This is a genomic window from Kitasatospora sp. Ki12, assembly GCF_054601375.1.
In genome coordinates, this window is record NZ_BAAIHT010000003.1 from 1,527,022 (window position 1) to 1,541,169 (window position 14,148).

Below are 14,148 nucleotides of genomic sequence, written 5' to 3' on the forward strand. Positions count from 1 at the left end.
CCGCCCGAACCCGGCCGACCCACCGGACCGCACCGACCCGCCGGTCACGCCGTTCCGGCCGACGGCTAGCGTGACCGGCATGGCCACCGACCTGCACCAGCGCCTGCGCGCCGCCCGTACCACCGCCCCCTCGTACCCCGAGGTGGGCGCCACCCGGGGCGGACGGCTGCCGGACGGGTACGCGCACCTGCGGCGGCGGGTGCACCTCGGGCACGGGCCGGAGGTGCTGGAGCGGGCCGGGCGGTACGTGCTGGGCTGGGGCAGCCAGTCGGGCACCGGGTTCGCGGTCTTCCCCGGCGGCCCGGCCCGGGACGGGGAGACGGTGCTGCTGCGGCTGCGCCTGCCCGGGACCCACTGGCCGCGGCTGGTGATCCCCTGCCGGGTGGTGTGGACGGTGGACGAGCCGGACCGGATCGGCTTCGCGTACGGCACGCTGCCCGGGCACCCCGAGTGCGGTGAGGAGGCGTTCCTGGTCTCGATGGACGCCGAGGGGGAGGTGTGGTTCGAGGTCACCGCGTTCTCCCGGCTGTCCGCCTGGTACGCGCGCCTGGGCCGGCCGGTCGCACTGCTCTGCCAGTACCTGGCGATCGAGCGCTACCTCGTGGCGGTGTCCGCGCACGTCGGCCGGTAGCCGGGAGCCAGGAGCCGGTACGTCGGCAACCGGCAACCGGCGGGCACCGCCGCGCACCGGCGGAGCAGCGCACCCGCCCGGCCGGGATCAGCCCAGGAACGACAGCCGGACGGTACGCCGCGGATTGTCCCCGTTGGTGTCGACCAGCACCACGGACTGCCAGACGCCGAGCGCGAGTTGGCCGCCGAGCACCGGCAGGGTGGCGTGTGGGGCGACCAGTCCGGGCACCACGTGGTCCCGGCCGTGCCCGGGGCTGCCGTGCCGGTGGCGCCAGCGGTCGTCGGCCGGGAGCAGCTCGCGCAGGGTGGCGAGGAGGTCGTCGTCGCTGCCGGAGCCGGTCTCCAGGACGGCGATCCCGGCGGTGGCGTGCGGGACGAAGACGTTGAGCAGGCCGTCGCGGCCGGCGGCGCGCTCGTCGAGGAACGCGGCGCAGCGGTCGGTGATGTCGAGGGCGACCTCGCGGCTGCCGGTGGTGATCTCGAAGGTGGTGGTCTGGAACCGGTCGGTCGGGCTGGAGTGGTTGTTGTCCGCCATGGCGCCATCCTGGCCCAGCTCAGGGGGCTCGGCGTACTGCCTCGCCGACTCGGCCTGCCAAGGAGGCGAGCTCGCATAGGGTGCAAGGTTCGGACCACGGCGCGGGGCCCGGGACCGCCTCCGCCACGGCGTCCGCCCGGACACGCCAATGACCCGGCGGACCGGACGGTCCACCGGGTCTGCTCCCGACCAGGACGGGACGACGACTGACGACGACCGGGGCGAGCAGCCCCTAGCCGCGCCCGCCGAAGAGGCTGCGCCGCAGCCGACGCAGCGGCGTCAGCAGCGAGATCCTGGTGTGGCGACGACGGGTCGTCGGGACCTCGGCGCCGCGCGGCGTCAGCTCCCTTATCAGCCCGAGCGCCTCGGCGGTTTCCACCGCCGAGAGTGCGGGCGCGCCGAGCACGGCCAGGTGTCGCTCGATCCGGCGGCCGGTCGTGCCGACACCGCACTGGATCGCCGGCACACGGGGCCGAGTCCGCACTTGCATGTGTTCCATCAGTTTTCCCACCCCTACGAGGCGCCAGGGCCGTGAGGCGAAGACTATCCGTGACAGACGGCCTTCGCGCAACCGTCCTGGTGTTGTGCCACCGTACCGTGCGGCGTCAACTGACGATGCACCAGGGGCCACCCGGCCGAATCACGACTAGGCATCAATGATGGTGCACGACCCGCCATCCGTCAGCAGGGCCAGGAGGTGCGGGCCCGGCGCCCGCCCGCGCGGCACGCGCCCGGCGCACGGGGGCGCTGCGGCGGCGTCCGGCCCGGCAGCGGCCGGGGCGCCCGCGCACACCCCGGCGACCCCCTCCCCGAGGACCCGTACAGAGGCCCGCGCGGACGACCCATATAGGGGACAGCCGCCAGATCGACAAAGTGATCTTCGAGCCCGGCCCGAGGGCGCCCCGCTCCCACCCGGCTCCGGCCCGAGTCCGGATGACTTCATGAAGTGAACACATTCGAGGGATTGACTCCCGTCAAAGCTCCAAGCAATATCTGATTGCACCCGCCAGTGCCCGCACCGCACCAGGCGTGTGTTCGATTGATGAAGAATGATGGAAAGACTCCGGCTCCCGCGAGCCACTGCCCGGCCGCCTCGACGCTGCGGTGGCCAGGCTCGCGCGGTGCCCGGACAGGCGGCCGGCCGTAGAGGGTCGGCCGGGCCGCCACCTGACTGCCGGTGCCGCCCCGCGAGGGGCCCGGCACCGGCGGTTCCGGGTCCACGCCGGTTTCCCCGCTTCCCCCGCCTCCTCCGGTCCTCCCCGCGGCGAAGCCCCGGAGCCCTCCGGAAGCGACCGCAGCCCCTCGAGGCCCCCGGACCGGACGTCCGCGCAGGTCGCACCTGGTGGATCGGTAGACTCGGCCAGCGTGTCCCTCCTCCTCAGCATCGTGCTCCCGGTCCACGGCGTGGAGCGGTATCTGCCCCGCTGCCTCGACTCGATCCTCGGCGACACCCCCGCCCTGGAGTCCCGCTTCGAGGTCATCGCGGTCGACGACCTCTCCCCCGACGGCTCCGGCGCGATCCTGGACGCCTACGCGGCCCGCGACCCCCGGCTGCGGGTGATGCACCTCACCGAGAACCAGGGCCTCGGCGGCGCCCGCACCGCCGCCCTGCCGCAGGCCCGCGGCCAGTACGTGTGGTTCCTGGACAGCGACGACTGGGTGCCGGAGCGGACCGTCAGCGTCATCCTCGACGAGCTGGCGCAGGAGCGCCGCCGCGAGACCCCCGCCGACGTGCTGATCACCGACTTCACCCACGTCTATCCGGACGGCGGGACGGAGTCCAACCCCTGGCGGCACGTGCTGACCGGCTCCCCCCTGGTCGAGGGCTGCACCCTGGCCGAGCATCCGGCGCTGTTCCAGACCGTGATGTCGGTCTGGAACAAGGTGTTCCGCAGGGACTTCCTGGACGGCCTCGGCGTCTCCTTCGGCCGCGGCTACTACGAGGACATCTCGGTCACCTACCCCGCGCTGCTGGCCGCCGAGCGGCTGCGCTACCTCGACCGCCCCTGCTACAACTACCGGCGCGGCCGGGACGGCGCGATCACCGCCACCGCGTCCCCCAAGCACGCCGACGTCTTCGCCCAGTACGACGCGATCTTCGCCTTCCTGGACCGCCCGGACCGTCCCGGCCGGCCCGTCCCGGAGTCGCTGCGCACCCTGGTCTTCGACCGGACCGTCCGCCAGGCCCTCAACGTCTACGACACCCCCGGGCTGGTCCCCGCCGACCGGCGCCGGGAGTTCTTCCAGCGGATCGCCCGGCACTTCGACCGCCACCGCCCGGCCGGCTACCGCTATCCCGGCGGGGTGCGCGGCGTGCAGTACCGGCTGGCCGCGCGCGGCGCCCGGATCGCGTACGCCGAGCTGCGCCGCACCGGGCGGCTGCCGCGCGAACTCAAGCGCGGGGCACGGGCGGTGGCGCCCGCGGTGAAGAAGGGGATGCGCAGCGGCGCCCGGTTCACCGCGTACAACGCCTTCCGCCGGCTGCCGCTGGACGAGCACCTGGCGGTCTACGCCGCGTACTGGCACCGGGGTTACGCGTGCAGCCCGGCGGCGATCTACGAGAAGGCGAAGGAGCTCGCGCCGCGGATCCGGGGCGTCTGGGTGGTGGAGAACCGCCGGCAGGCCGCCACGCTGCCGCCCGGGGTGCCGTACGTGATCGTCAACACCCCCGCGTACCTCAGGACGATGGCGACCGCCAAGTACTTCGTCAACAACGTCAACTTCCCGCGCACGATGGTCAAGCGGCCCGGCTCGGTGCACGTCCAGACGCAGCACGGCACCCCGCTCAAGGCCATGGGCATGGACCTGCGCGACCGCCCCGCGGCGGCGGAGGGGATGGATTTCGACCTGCTCCAGGAGGCCATCGACCGCTGGGACTTCCTGGTCTCCCCCAACCCGCACACCAGCGAGCACTTCGCCCGGGCCTTCCCCGGCCGGTACGAGATGCTGGACACCGGCTACCCGCGCAACGACCGGCTGGCCGACGCCACCCCGGCCGAGGTGCGGGCGGTGCGCGAGCGGCTGGGGCTGCGGCCGGGGACGCGGGCCGTGCTGTACGCGCCGACCCACCGCGGCGGCAAGGGCGGCTACGTGCCGCTGCTGGAGGTGACCGAGCTGGCCCGGCGGCTGGGCCCCGACTTCACCCTGCTGGTGCGCACGCACTACTTCCACACCGGCGGGCCGGGCGACCTGACGGCCGACGGGGAGGCGGCGGCGATCGTCGACGTCTCCGCGCACCCGACCGTCGAGGACCTCTACCTCGCGGCGGACGTGCTGGTGACGGACTACTCGTCGATGATGTTCGACTACGCGGTGCTGGACCGGCCGGTGGTGATCTTCGCGCCGGACTGGGAGGAGTACCAGCAGGAGCGCGGCGTCTACTTCGACCTGTTCGCGGAGCCGCCGGGCGCGGTCACCGAGACCGCGGACGAGCTGGCGCGGGCGCTGCTGGCCGGCGATCCGGCGCCGGGGGCGCGGGCGCGGTTCCGGGCCAAGTTCTGCGTCTGGGACGACGGCGGGGCGGCGGAGCGGGTGGTGCGCCGGGTGTTCCCGGTGGAGCAGCCGTAGCAGCCGAAGGGGTTCTCCCCGGGGGCTCCGCCGGGGCTCTCCTGAAACTTTCCGGACGGGCCTCCGGGTGAGCCTCCGGACGGGCCTCCGGGTGGGCCTCCGGACGGGGCCGGTGCCGCCGGTACGGCGACCGGCCCCGTCGGCGCGGCTCAGCGCCGGCGGGCGGCCAGGAACTCCTCGAAGGTCAGGACGCCGTCGTGGTTGGTGTCCATGTTGTGGATCAGCGCCTCGGCCATCGAGATGGTGACGCCGTGGTCGCCCATCTCGTTGGCCGCCAGCGCGTACTCGGCCGCGGTGATCTTGCCGTCGCCGTCCTCGTCGTAACGGTCGAACATGGCCTTGATCGCCTCGGTGCTCTCCATCGTGCCCTCCTGGGTACTGCGGGGTGTTGCTCTGTTCGGACGGCGGTACCCTACCCGGCCGTGGTGTTCGCCACGGTGGGCGGGAGTGGACGGGCGCGGGGGTGGGTGTCGTAGTCTGCGGATCTGATCGCGGGCCCGGGCACCTCCCGGGCGGTTGTTCGTCCAGGGAGGGAATCGTGCTCGACCTCGTCACCAAGCTGGTGCTGAAACCGGTTTCGCGGGGAATCTGGCGGCCGGTCATCGAGGGGGTCGAGAACGTTCCGCGCAAGGGCGGGGTGATCCTGGCCAGCAACCACCTGTCGTTCATCGACAGCGTGGTGATCCCGCTGACCGCCCCGCGCCGGGTCCACTTCCTCGCCAAGGCCGAGTACTTCACCGGCACCGGGCTCAAGGGCAAGCTCTCCAAGGACTTCTTCGAGGCGATCGGCGCGGTTCCGGTCGAGCGCGGCACCTACCGTTCCGCTCAGGCCTCCCTGGAGTCGGCGCTGGAGATCCTGGAGGACGGCAAGGCCTTCGGCATCTACCCCGAGGGCACCCGCTCCCTGGACGGCCGCCTCTACCGGGGCAAGACGGGCGTCGCCTGGCTCGCGCTGACCGCGGGCGTGCCGGTGGTGCCGGTGGCGCTGGAGGGCCCGGAGCAGATCCTGCCGGTGGGCAAGCGGGTGCCGCGGCTCAAGAAGGTGACGGTCCGCTTCGGCGAGCCGCTGCACTTCGACGAGCTGCACGGGCAGGCCCGCTCGCTGAAGGCCCGTCGACAGGTCACCGACGAGGTGATGGCGGCGATCCAGCGGCTCTCCGGCCAGGAGGTCGCCGAGAGCTACAACGAGGCGCCGAAGGCGGCCTGACCGCGGGACGGGCCCGGCCGCGGCCGTAGGTCATCGAGCCCGGCCGCAGGTCGGACCCGGCCGCACGTCGGGCCCGACCGCACGTCGAGCCCGACCACAGGAGGAACCCGGCCCGCTCAGACGTGCCCGAGGGCGGCCTCCGGCAGGGCGGCCGCCTCCGGTGCCTCCCGGCGCAGCAGGGCCGCGTACCGGCCGTCCAGTTCCACCAGCTCCTCGTGGGTGCCGAGTTCGACCACCTCGCCGCGGTCCAGGACGGCGATCTGGTCGGCGGCGCGGACGGTGGAGAGCCGGTGCGCGATGGTGATGGTGGTCCGGCCGGCGGCCAGGGTGTCCACGGCCTGCTGGACGGCGCGTTCGGTGCGGTTGTCGAGCGCGCTGGTGGCCTCGTCGAGGATGAGCACCGGCGGGTTGCGCAGGATCGTCCGGGCGAGCGCCAGGCGCTGCTTCTCGCCGCCGGAGAAGCGGTAGCCGCGCTCGCCGACCAGGGTGTCGTAGCCGTCCGGCAGGGCGGCGATGGTGTCGTGGATCTGCGCGGCCCGGGCGGCCTCGACCAGTTCGGCGTGGTCGGCGCCGGGCTTGGCGAAGCGCAGGTTCTCGGCGACCGAGGCGTGGAAGAGGTAGGTCTCCTGGGAGACCACGCCGACCGCGCGGGCCAGGGTGTCGAAGGAGAGCGCGCGCACGTCGACGCCGTCCAGGGTGACCCTGCCGCCGGTGACGTCGTACAGCCGCGGGACGAGGTAGCTGAGGGTGGTCTTGCCCGAGCCCGTCTCGCCGACCACGGCCAGCGAGCTGCCGGCCGGGACGACGAGGCCGACGCCGGCGAGGGTCGGGCGCTCCTGCGCGGGGTCGTAGCGGAAGTCGACGCCCTCGAAGCGGACCTCGCCGCGGATGTCGGTCAGGGTGACCGGGTCGGCCGGCTCGGCGATCTCCACCGGCAGGTCGAGGTACTCGAAGATGCGCTGGAAGAGCGCGAGTGAGGTCTGCACGTCCACGCCGGTGGACAGCAGGCTGACAGTGGGGCGGAACAGGCCCAGCTGGAGGGTGACGAAGGCGATCAGGGTGCCGGTCGAGACGATCGGCGCGCCGGCGGCGGAGGTCAGCCCGGCCGCCCAGTAGATCAGCGCGGGCATCGCGGCCATCACGATCTGGATGGTGTTCATCCGCCAGCGCCCGGCCATGCTGGCCCGGACCTCCAGGTCGGCGAGCTGGTCGGACTGCTCGGTGAACTCGCGGGCGAGCGAGTCGGAGCGGCCCATGGTGCGGCCGAGCAGGATGCCGCTGACCGAGAGCGACTCCTGGACGGCCGAGCTCATCGCGGCCAGCTGCTTCTGCCGCTCGGTGGTGATCTTCTTGCGCTCCTGGCCGACCCGGCGGCTGATCCAGACGAACAGCGGGAGCAGGACCAGGGAGATGACGGTGAGCCGCCAGTCGAGGGCGACCATGGCCACCACGGAGGCGACCACCGCGGTGAGGTTGGAGACCAGGCTGGTCGCGGTGGAGGTCACCGTGGACTGCATGCCGCCGATGTCGTTGGCGATCCGGGACTGCACCTCACCGGTGCGGGTGCGGGTGAAGAAGGCGAGCGACTGCCGCTGCAGGTGCCCGTAGACGGCGGTGCGCAGGTCGTGCATCACGCGCTGGCCGACGGTGGTGGAGATCAGCGTCTGCAGGACGTTGAAGACGCTGTTCACCACGGCGGTGAGGATCATCCCGAGCGCGAGCAGGCTGAGCAGCCCGGTGCGGCCCTGCGGGATGGCGGTGTCCAGGACGGCCTTCAGCAGGAACGGCGAGACGACCGAGACCACGGCGGACGCGGCGACCAGCAGCCCGACCACGCCGAGGCGGCCGCGGTACGGGCGGAAGAGCGCGAGGATGCGCCGCCACTCGGCGGGCGGGCGGGGCTCGCCCTCGACGCGCTCGGGCGGGGTCCAGCTGATGGCGGGCCTCAAGTACGGGCCTCCCGGGGTAGGGCGCGCCCAGGTACGGGGCCTGGCGCGGATGCGGGTACGGCGACCGGGCGGACGCCAGCATAGCGAGAGTAGCTCATAGTTAGGCAAGCTAATAGTGAGGGTGGCCCTATTCCCTCGCCGGAAGCCGCCTCCGCCCGGCCGCCGGGCGCCTCAGTTCGTCCGGTACGAGCGCGCCGCCTTGGAGGACACGCCCCCGAGCTTGCCGGACGGCAGCAGCCTGGCGATCGCCACCGCGAGCTTGTACCGCTTGCTCGGCACCGACAACGAGCGCCCGCGGGCCAGGTCGCGCATCGCCTCGTCCACCACCCGCTCGGCGGAGAGCCACGACCAGGCCGGGATGTTGCCGGTGCCCATGCCCGCCCGCTCGTGGAACTCGGTCCGGGTGAAGCCCGGGCAGAGCGCCATCATCCGCACGCCCGTACCCCCGAGGTCGCGCAGCACGCCCTGGGTGAAGCTGACCACCCAGGCCTTGCTCGCCCCGTACGTGCCGCGCGGCAGGAAGGCCGCCACCGAGGCGACGTTGACGATCGCGCCCCGCCCGCGCTCGCGCATCCCCGGCAGCGCGGCCGTGGTCAGCCGCAGGATCGCCTCGATGTGCACCTTCAGCATGTCCAGCTCGTCCTGCAGCGGGACCGCCCCGAAGGCGCCTTTGTTGCCGAAGCCGGCGTTGTTGACCAGGAGGTCGACCGGGCGGGCGGAGTCGGCGAGCCGGGCCTCCACGGCCCCGATGCCGTCGTCGGTCGCGAGGTCGGCGGCCAGCACCTCCGTCTCGACTCCGTACTTCGTGTGCAGGTCCTCGGCGGCGCGCTCCAGGCGCTCGGCGTCCCGCGCCACCAGGACGAGCTGGTAGCCGCTGCGGGCGAGCCGGCGGGCGAAGGCGGCTCCGATGCCGGCGGTCGCGCCGGTGATCATGGCTGTGGTCATGCCCCTGACCGTACCGACTCGCCGCAGTCGAGCCCACACCGAGTGCAACGTCCCAGCTCACGGGGTTGCGGATGCAGCCGTTAGATCGTGCTCGTAGTGTCGGACAGGGGCATCGCCCGACCGGACGATGACATCCAGACGAGGAGGCACAACTGATGCTTACTCAGTTCCGGACCGAAACCGCCTCGGCGTCACGCAGCGCGACGTCGACCGAGGCCGACACCCTAGCCAGCCTGATGGTGGAGGACGAGGCCGTCGTGTCCGACGCGCCCACGTACCTGCCCGAGGCCGCTGGTGCCGCCCTGCTGCTGGGGCTGCTCCTGGCCTCGCCGAAGCCGCCGAAGGAGAAGCCGACCCGGTGAACCGGGACGGTCTCATCGTGTGATGACCGGGCCGACCCGACATACGGGTCGGCCCGCTTCACTAAGGAGGAACCCCACTGATGCCATTCGCCGAGACGTCGCTGCGCGACGAGTACGCCGCGGCCGTCGAGCGAGTGGCCGGCCGAACCCTCGACGCCCTCCGGGACGGCGGGGGTGCGGCCGCACTCGCGGACCCGGACATCCCCGTGCCCCGCCCGCTGCTGGCCGCTGTTCGGCTGCTCGGCGCGGACCTCTTCGCCCCGCAGTTGCTCGGCGGAGCCGAGCCCGACGGCCCTGCGGCCGCCCTGCTGGCCGAGGCCCGACACACGTTCCCCACCCCGGCGGCCCCGTCCGAGCAGGCCGCACTGGCGATCGGGTGGCAGGACTGGGCCGCCGGCCAGCTCCTCGCCCGCACCCCTTACGGGGAGGCCGTGCCGCAGCCGGCACCGCTGCCCGACCCGGAGGCCCTGGGCTGGCAGGCCTGGTCGGTGCGGATGGCGCAGCTGTCCGTCCTCGCGCTGCCCGGGCTGGACGGCCCGGTGCACGAGGCGGCCCGTACCCACACCCTGGCCCTCGCCCGCGGCACCGTCCGCTCGATGCTGCGCCGCGACCTGACCACCGCCGCCCGGCTGGCCCGCTGGCTCGCCTGGGCCGGAGCCGAGGGCCTGCCGCCGCGACTGGAGGTCGAGCCCGTACTGGACCGGATCCGCCTGGCCGGCGACGGCAGCGCCCGCACCGGACTGGAACTCGCCGTCGCCCGCCTGCTGCTCGACCGCTCCCGCCCGTCGGACGCCGAACGGAGCCGTACTCGATGACCGACACCCATGTCCTCGCCACCGCCCAGCAGTTCGGCTCCCGCGCGATGGCCTGGCTGCACGCCGCGCACAGCGACGGGCTCGGCCGGATCCCCGACAACACCGTCGTCGACCTCGCCACCCCCAACGACGCCTACAAGCCGCTCGGCGAGCTCGCCCTGGTCGCCTCGGTGGTCCTGCGCGACGGCGTCGCCGGGCCCGCCGAAGCCCGGGCCGCCCGCGAACTCCTCGACCACGCGTGGCAGGAAGTCCGCGAGGGCGACCTGCTGTACGAGCGGCAGCTACGGCACGTCACGATGAGCGACCCGCTGGAGCTCTACGGCCACTTCGCCAGGGCCGGCTACCGGCACCCCGCGCTGGAGGAACTGCTCGAATCCGTCAGCCGCCTGCGGGCCGCGCACGCCACCGAGATCCAGGCCAACCGGCGGCTCGCCATCGCCAACGCCCGGCGGCTGGTGGGGCTCAGCCACCAGCCGGACTGGGCCGCGCTCGCGGACGCCACCTGGCTCGGTGCCAGGCCCGAGCCCTGGGCCGTCGAGTGGGAGATCGCCTACCAGATCACCCACACCGTCTTCCACCTCACCGACTGGGGCGCCCACCCGGAAGGCCTGCCCGAGCCATTGCGCGACTACGTGCGCGACTGGCTCCCGGTCTGGCTCGACATCTGGCTGGAGATCGGGCAATGGGATCTGGCCATCGAACTCCTCATCGTCGACGCGTGCGTCGGCGAGCCGATCACCGGCCGGCAGGGCTGGGACACCCTGGCCGCCGTCCAACGCGACGACGGGCTGGTCCCGCGAGACGGCGCCGAGCCGGTGACCGACGACCGCGAAGAGGCGTTCCGGGAGCACCAGCACACGGCCGTGGTGGCGGTGCTGGCCGGTAGCGTCACTCTGGCCCGGGCACTGGGCGCCGGCGCGGCAGCCGTGTGAACGGGCTGGACGATGCGGTCACGGCGGCGGTGCGGGCGGCCGAGCCGTATGCCACCGCCGTCACGGTCGCCGTCGCGTACGGGGGCCGGGAGGAGGTGCGCTGCCACGGATCACTGGGGCGCGGACGGGCGGCCGCCTGCACGCCGGACACCGTCTTCGAACTCGGTTCCGTGACGAAGACGTTCACCGCGCTACTCCTGGCGGACATGACCGCGCGCGGCGAACTCGACCTGGGTGACCCGGTGGAGCGCCATCTGCCGCGCGACTGGCGGCCTGCGGCGGTGCGTTCGGACGAGCCGATCCGGCTGCTACACCTGGCCACCCACACCGCGGGGCTGCCCCGACTGCCGCCCGGCCTGGTCGCTCGGGCCGCTCCGACCTGGTTCAGCGATCCGTACATCGCATTCGGGGAGGAGCAGTTGCGCACCGGGTTGGCCCGAACCACCGTACGGCGACAGCCCGGTACTCACTACTGGTACTCCAACTACGGAGTCGGCCTGCTCGGCCGACTGCTCGCCGAGACCGGCGGGCTGCCGTACGAGGAACTGCTCACGAAGCGAATCTGCCGACCACTGGGGCTGCGCTCCACGACGTGCGCACCGGACCCGCCGGGGCGGGCGATCGGGTACCGGCGCGAGCGTGCGCTGCCGCCCTGGCACATCCCCGGATTGCCGGGAGCAGCGGCTGTACGGGCGAGCGGGGCCGACCTGTTGCACTACCTGCTGGCCCATCTCGACAGCCGGGGATCCGAGTTGGGGGCAGCTGTGCAAGAAGTTCGGCGGCCTCGGCTGCGACTGCCCCGCTCGGACGACGAGCTGTGCCTTGTCTGGAACCACCGCCGATCGAGCGGGCGCGACCTCTGGTTCCACTCGGGAGCGACCCGCGGGTTCACGTCCTTCGTCGGGTTCTCCCCCCAGGACTCGGCCGCGGTCGCGGCGCTCGCCAACACCGGACCGACGCTCGACGGGCGGTTCGTGCAGGCCGGGTACGAGCTGCTGCGGACGGTCGCCCGGGGCGGCTAGGACCCGCCGGATAGGCCCTAGACGGTGACGGCTTTGGCGCGGTCGGCGGCGATGCGCACGGCCAGGCCCGCGAGGACGGTGCCCATCAGGTAGCGCTGGACGCGCAGCCAGGCCGGGCGGCGGTTGAGGAACTCGGCGATGCTGCCCGCGCTCATCGCGATCAGGCCGTTGACGGTGACCGCGATCGCGATCTGGACCAGACCCAGCAGCAGGCTCTGCAGGGCGACGTGGCCGCGCTCCGGCGCCACGAACTGGGGCAGCAGCGAGATGTACATGATGGCGATCTTGGGGTTGAGCAGGCAGGTCAGGAACCCCATCGCGAACAGCCGGCGCGGCGGGTCCGGCGGCAGCTGCTGCGGGGCGAACACCGCCGTGCCGCCCGGCTTGACCGCCTTCCAGGCCAGCCAGAACAGGTAGCCGGCGCCGGCCAGCTTGATCGCGGTGTAGAGCGCGGGCACCACCGAGAACACCGCCGCCACCCCCGCCGTGACCGCGACGAGGTAGACCAGGAAGCCGGCCCCGACCCCGAGCAGCGAGATCAGCCCGGCGCGCCGGCCCTGCGCGATCGAGCGGGAGACCAGGTAGATCATGTTGGGCCCCGGGGAGAGCACCATGCCCAGGGCCACCGCGGCTATGCCGAGCACGGCGTGGCCGTCCACGGCGGATGTCAACGCGTTCATGCGAGGAGGCTAGGACGGGCGAGCGGCTCGATGCAATGATGACTTTGCACTCGGTGCAATGTGCGAGCCGAGGTACGACACGACGGAGGGCCCGGCACCGATGGACGACTACCGCCTGATCGCCGACCAGGTCGCCGCCGACATCGCGGACGGACGGCTGCGACCCGGCCAGCAGCTGCCCACCCAGCGCGCCTTCGCCCGCAGCCGCGGCATCGCCGCCTCCACGGCGGGCCGGGTCTACCGGGAACTGGTCCGCCGCGGGCTCACCGTCGGGGAGGTCGGGCGCGGCACCTTCGTCCGGGCCGGGCACCGGACCGACGGCGGACGGGTCCCACTCGCCGAACCGGCTGTCGCGCCCGTGGACCTGGAGCTCAACTACCCCACCGTCCCCGGACAGGCCGAACTGCTGGCGGGCGGCCTGGCACCGCTGCTGCGCGCCGACGCGCTCGGGGACGCGCTGCGGCCGGTCGGCGCGGCCGGGACGGGCGCGGCCCGGCGGGCCTTCGCGGCTCTGCTCTCGACCGGCGCCTGGGAAGTCGACGGCCCGGAGCTGCTGTTCGCGGGCAACGGCCGGCAGGCCGTCGCGGGGGCGCTCTCCGCACTGGTCCCGCCCGGGCAGCGGCTGGGGGTCGAGGAGCTCACCTATCCGGTGGTCAAGGCGGTGGCCGAGCGGCTGGGCATCCGGCTGGTACCGCTCGCCGTCGACGAGCACGGGCTGCTGCCGGACGCCGTCGCCGCCGCCCACCGGGCCGCCCCGCTGCGCGCCGTGTACGTGCAGCCGCGACTGCAGAACCCGCTCGGGGTGAGCCTGCCGCACGAGCGGGCGGTGGCCCTCGCGGCGGAGCTGCGACGGCTCGACCTGCCGGCGGTCGAGGACGCCATCTGGTCCTTCCTGCGGCCCGAAGCGGCGCCGCTGGCCGCGCTCGTACCCGAGCGGACCGTCCTCGTGGACAGCCTCTCCAAGCGGCTGGCCCCCGGCCTGACCACCGGGTTCGCGGTCGTCCCGGCCGGGCTGCGCGAGCGGGTGGCGGGCGCCCTGCGCTCGGGCGGGTGGGCGCCGAGCGGCTTCGCGCTGGAGGCGGCGGTGCGCTGGATCGGGGACGGCACGCTGGCCACGGTCGAGGCGGCGAAGCGGGCCGACGCGACGGCCCGGCAGCTGCTGGCGCGCGAGGCGCTGGCGGGGCAGCGGCTGCGGGCCGACCCCTGCTCGTACTACCTGTGGTGGGAGCTGCCGGGGACCTGGCGGGCGGAGACCTTCGTCGCGGCGGCGGCGCGCGCCGGGATCTCGCTCACACCGGCGACGGCGTTCGCCGTGGACCCCCGGCGCTCGCCGTCGGCCGTCCGGGTCGGGCTGGCCTCTCCGCCGCTGCCGGTGCTGGCGCGGGCACTGGAGGTGCTGGGGCGGATCGCGGCGGGGGCGCCGGGAGGCGGGAGGCGGGAGGCGGGCGGCCTACGGATGACAGGTAACAGCCGACAGATTTCAGATGACAGATAACAGATTTTG

Annotated in this window: 14 protein-coding genes; 8 read left to right on the forward strand and 6 right to left on the reverse strand. The window is 73.5% G+C overall.

What is annotated here, in order from left to right; genetic code table 11:
* Nucleotides 1-79: 79 nt before the first annotated feature.
* A complete protein-coding gene (locus ACYP53_RS37300) occupies nt 80-631 on the forward strand; it encodes a DUF1990 family protein (protein ID WP_189913775.1) in 552 nt (183 codons plus the stop codon).
* Nucleotides 632-718: 87 nt separating this feature from the next.
* Here ACYP53_RS37300 and ACYP53_RS37305 read toward each other — a convergent pair whose 3' ends face one another.
* Together ACYP53_RS37305 and ACYP53_RS37310 are read right to left on the reverse strand one after the other, a co-directional pair.
* Nucleotides 719-1,165, reverse strand: coding sequence for a YjbQ family protein (locus ACYP53_RS37305; RefSeq protein ID WP_189913776.1), 447 nt, complete (start codon nt 1,163-1,165; stop codon nt 719-721).
* A 232-nt stretch (nt 1,166-1,397) separates the two neighbouring features.
* Nucleotides 1,398-1,664, reverse strand: a complete 267-nt coding sequence (locus ACYP53_RS37310; RefSeq protein WP_189913777.1) for a hypothetical protein — start codon at nt 1,662-1,664, stop codon at nt 1,398-1,400.
* A gap of 866 nt (nt 1,665-2,530) precedes the next feature.
* On the opposite strand from ACYP53_RS37310, the gene ACYP53_RS37315 reads away from it, so the two are divergent.
* Nucleotides 2,531-4,732, forward strand: a complete 2,202-nt coding sequence (locus ACYP53_RS37315; protein WP_459650657.1) for a bifunctional glycosyltransferase/CDP-glycerol:glycerophosphate glycerophosphotransferase — start codon at nt 2,531-2,533, stop codon at nt 4,730-4,732.
* 149 nt (nt 4,733-4,881) lie between these two features.
* Here ACYP53_RS37315 and ACYP53_RS37320 read toward each other — a convergent pair whose 3' ends face one another.
* Entirely contained in the window at nt 4,882-5,094 is a 213-nt protein-coding gene (locus ACYP53_RS37320) for an EF-hand domain-containing protein (protein ID WP_189913779.1), read from the reverse strand.
* Between the two features lie 176 nt (nt 5,095-5,270).
* Here ACYP53_RS37320 and ACYP53_RS37325 point away from each other — a divergent pair, with 176 nt between their 5' ends.
* Nucleotides 5,271-5,939, forward strand: a complete 669-nt coding sequence (locus ACYP53_RS37325; RefSeq protein ID WP_189913780.1) for a lysophospholipid acyltransferase family protein — start codon at nt 5,271-5,273, stop codon at nt 5,937-5,939.
* Between the two features lie 116 nt (nt 5,940-6,055).
* On the opposite strand, the gene ACYP53_RS37330 is transcribed toward ACYP53_RS37325, so the two are convergent.
* Both ACYP53_RS37330 and ACYP53_RS37335 read right to left on the reverse strand, forming a co-directional pair.
* Nucleotides 6,056-7,888, reverse strand: coding sequence for an ABC transporter ATP-binding protein (locus ACYP53_RS37330; protein ID WP_459650658.1), 1,833 nt, complete (start codon nt 7,886-7,888; stop codon nt 6,056-6,058).
* A 171-nt stretch (nt 7,889-8,059) separates the two neighbouring features.
* Nucleotides 8,060-8,833 carry an SDR family NAD(P)-dependent oxidoreductase gene (locus ACYP53_RS37335; protein WP_459650659.1) on the reverse strand — a complete coding sequence of 258 codons (774 nt, stop codon included), beginning with the start codon at nt 8,831-8,833 and terminating at the stop codon, nt 8,060-8,062.
* Between the two features lie 155 nt (nt 8,834-8,988).
* Between ACYP53_RS37335 and ACYP53_RS37340 the strand changes: the two genes are divergently transcribed.
* The 4 genes from ACYP53_RS37340 (at nt 8,989) to ACYP53_RS37355 (ending at nt 11,964) form a co-directional block, all read left to right on the forward strand.
* A complete protein-coding gene (locus ACYP53_RS37340; RefSeq protein ID WP_459650660.1) occupies nt 8,989-9,195 on the forward strand; it encodes a hypothetical protein in 207 nt (68 codons plus the stop codon).
* 80 nt (nt 9,196-9,275) lie between these two features.
* On the forward strand, nt 9,276-10,010 hold the full coding sequence (locus tag ACYP53_RS37345; RefSeq protein WP_459650661.1) for a hypothetical protein: 735 nt from the start codon (nt 9,276-9,278) through the stop codon (nt 10,008-10,010).
* Nucleotides 10,007-10,942, forward strand: a complete 936-nt coding sequence (locus ACYP53_RS37350) for a DUF6895 family protein (protein WP_459650662.1) — start codon at nt 10,007-10,009, stop codon at nt 10,940-10,942. Before ACYP53_RS37345 ends, ACYP53_RS37350 begins: the two co-directional genes overlap by 4 nt.
* A complete protein-coding gene (locus ACYP53_RS37355; protein WP_459650663.1) occupies nt 10,939-11,964 on the forward strand; it encodes a serine hydrolase domain-containing protein in 1,026 nt (341 codons plus the stop codon). The genes ACYP53_RS37350 and ACYP53_RS37355 overlap by 4 nt, the downstream gene beginning before the upstream one ends.
* Nucleotides 11,965-11,981: 17 nt before the next feature.
* On the opposite strand, the gene ACYP53_RS37360 is transcribed toward ACYP53_RS37355, so the two are convergent.
* Nucleotides 11,982-12,644, reverse strand: coding sequence for a LysE family translocator (locus tag ACYP53_RS37360; RefSeq protein ID WP_459650664.1), 663 nt, complete (start codon nt 12,642-12,644; stop codon nt 11,982-11,984).
* 100 nt (nt 12,645-12,744) lie between these two features.
* Between ACYP53_RS37360 and ACYP53_RS37365 the strand changes: the two genes are divergently transcribed.
* Nucleotides 12,745-14,139: an aminotransferase-like domain-containing protein gene (locus ACYP53_RS37365; RefSeq protein WP_459650665.1), complete on the forward strand. Its 1,395-nt coding sequence runs from the start codon at nt 12,745-12,747 to the stop codon at nt 14,137-14,139.
* Nucleotides 14,140-14,148: the final 9 nt, after the last annotated feature.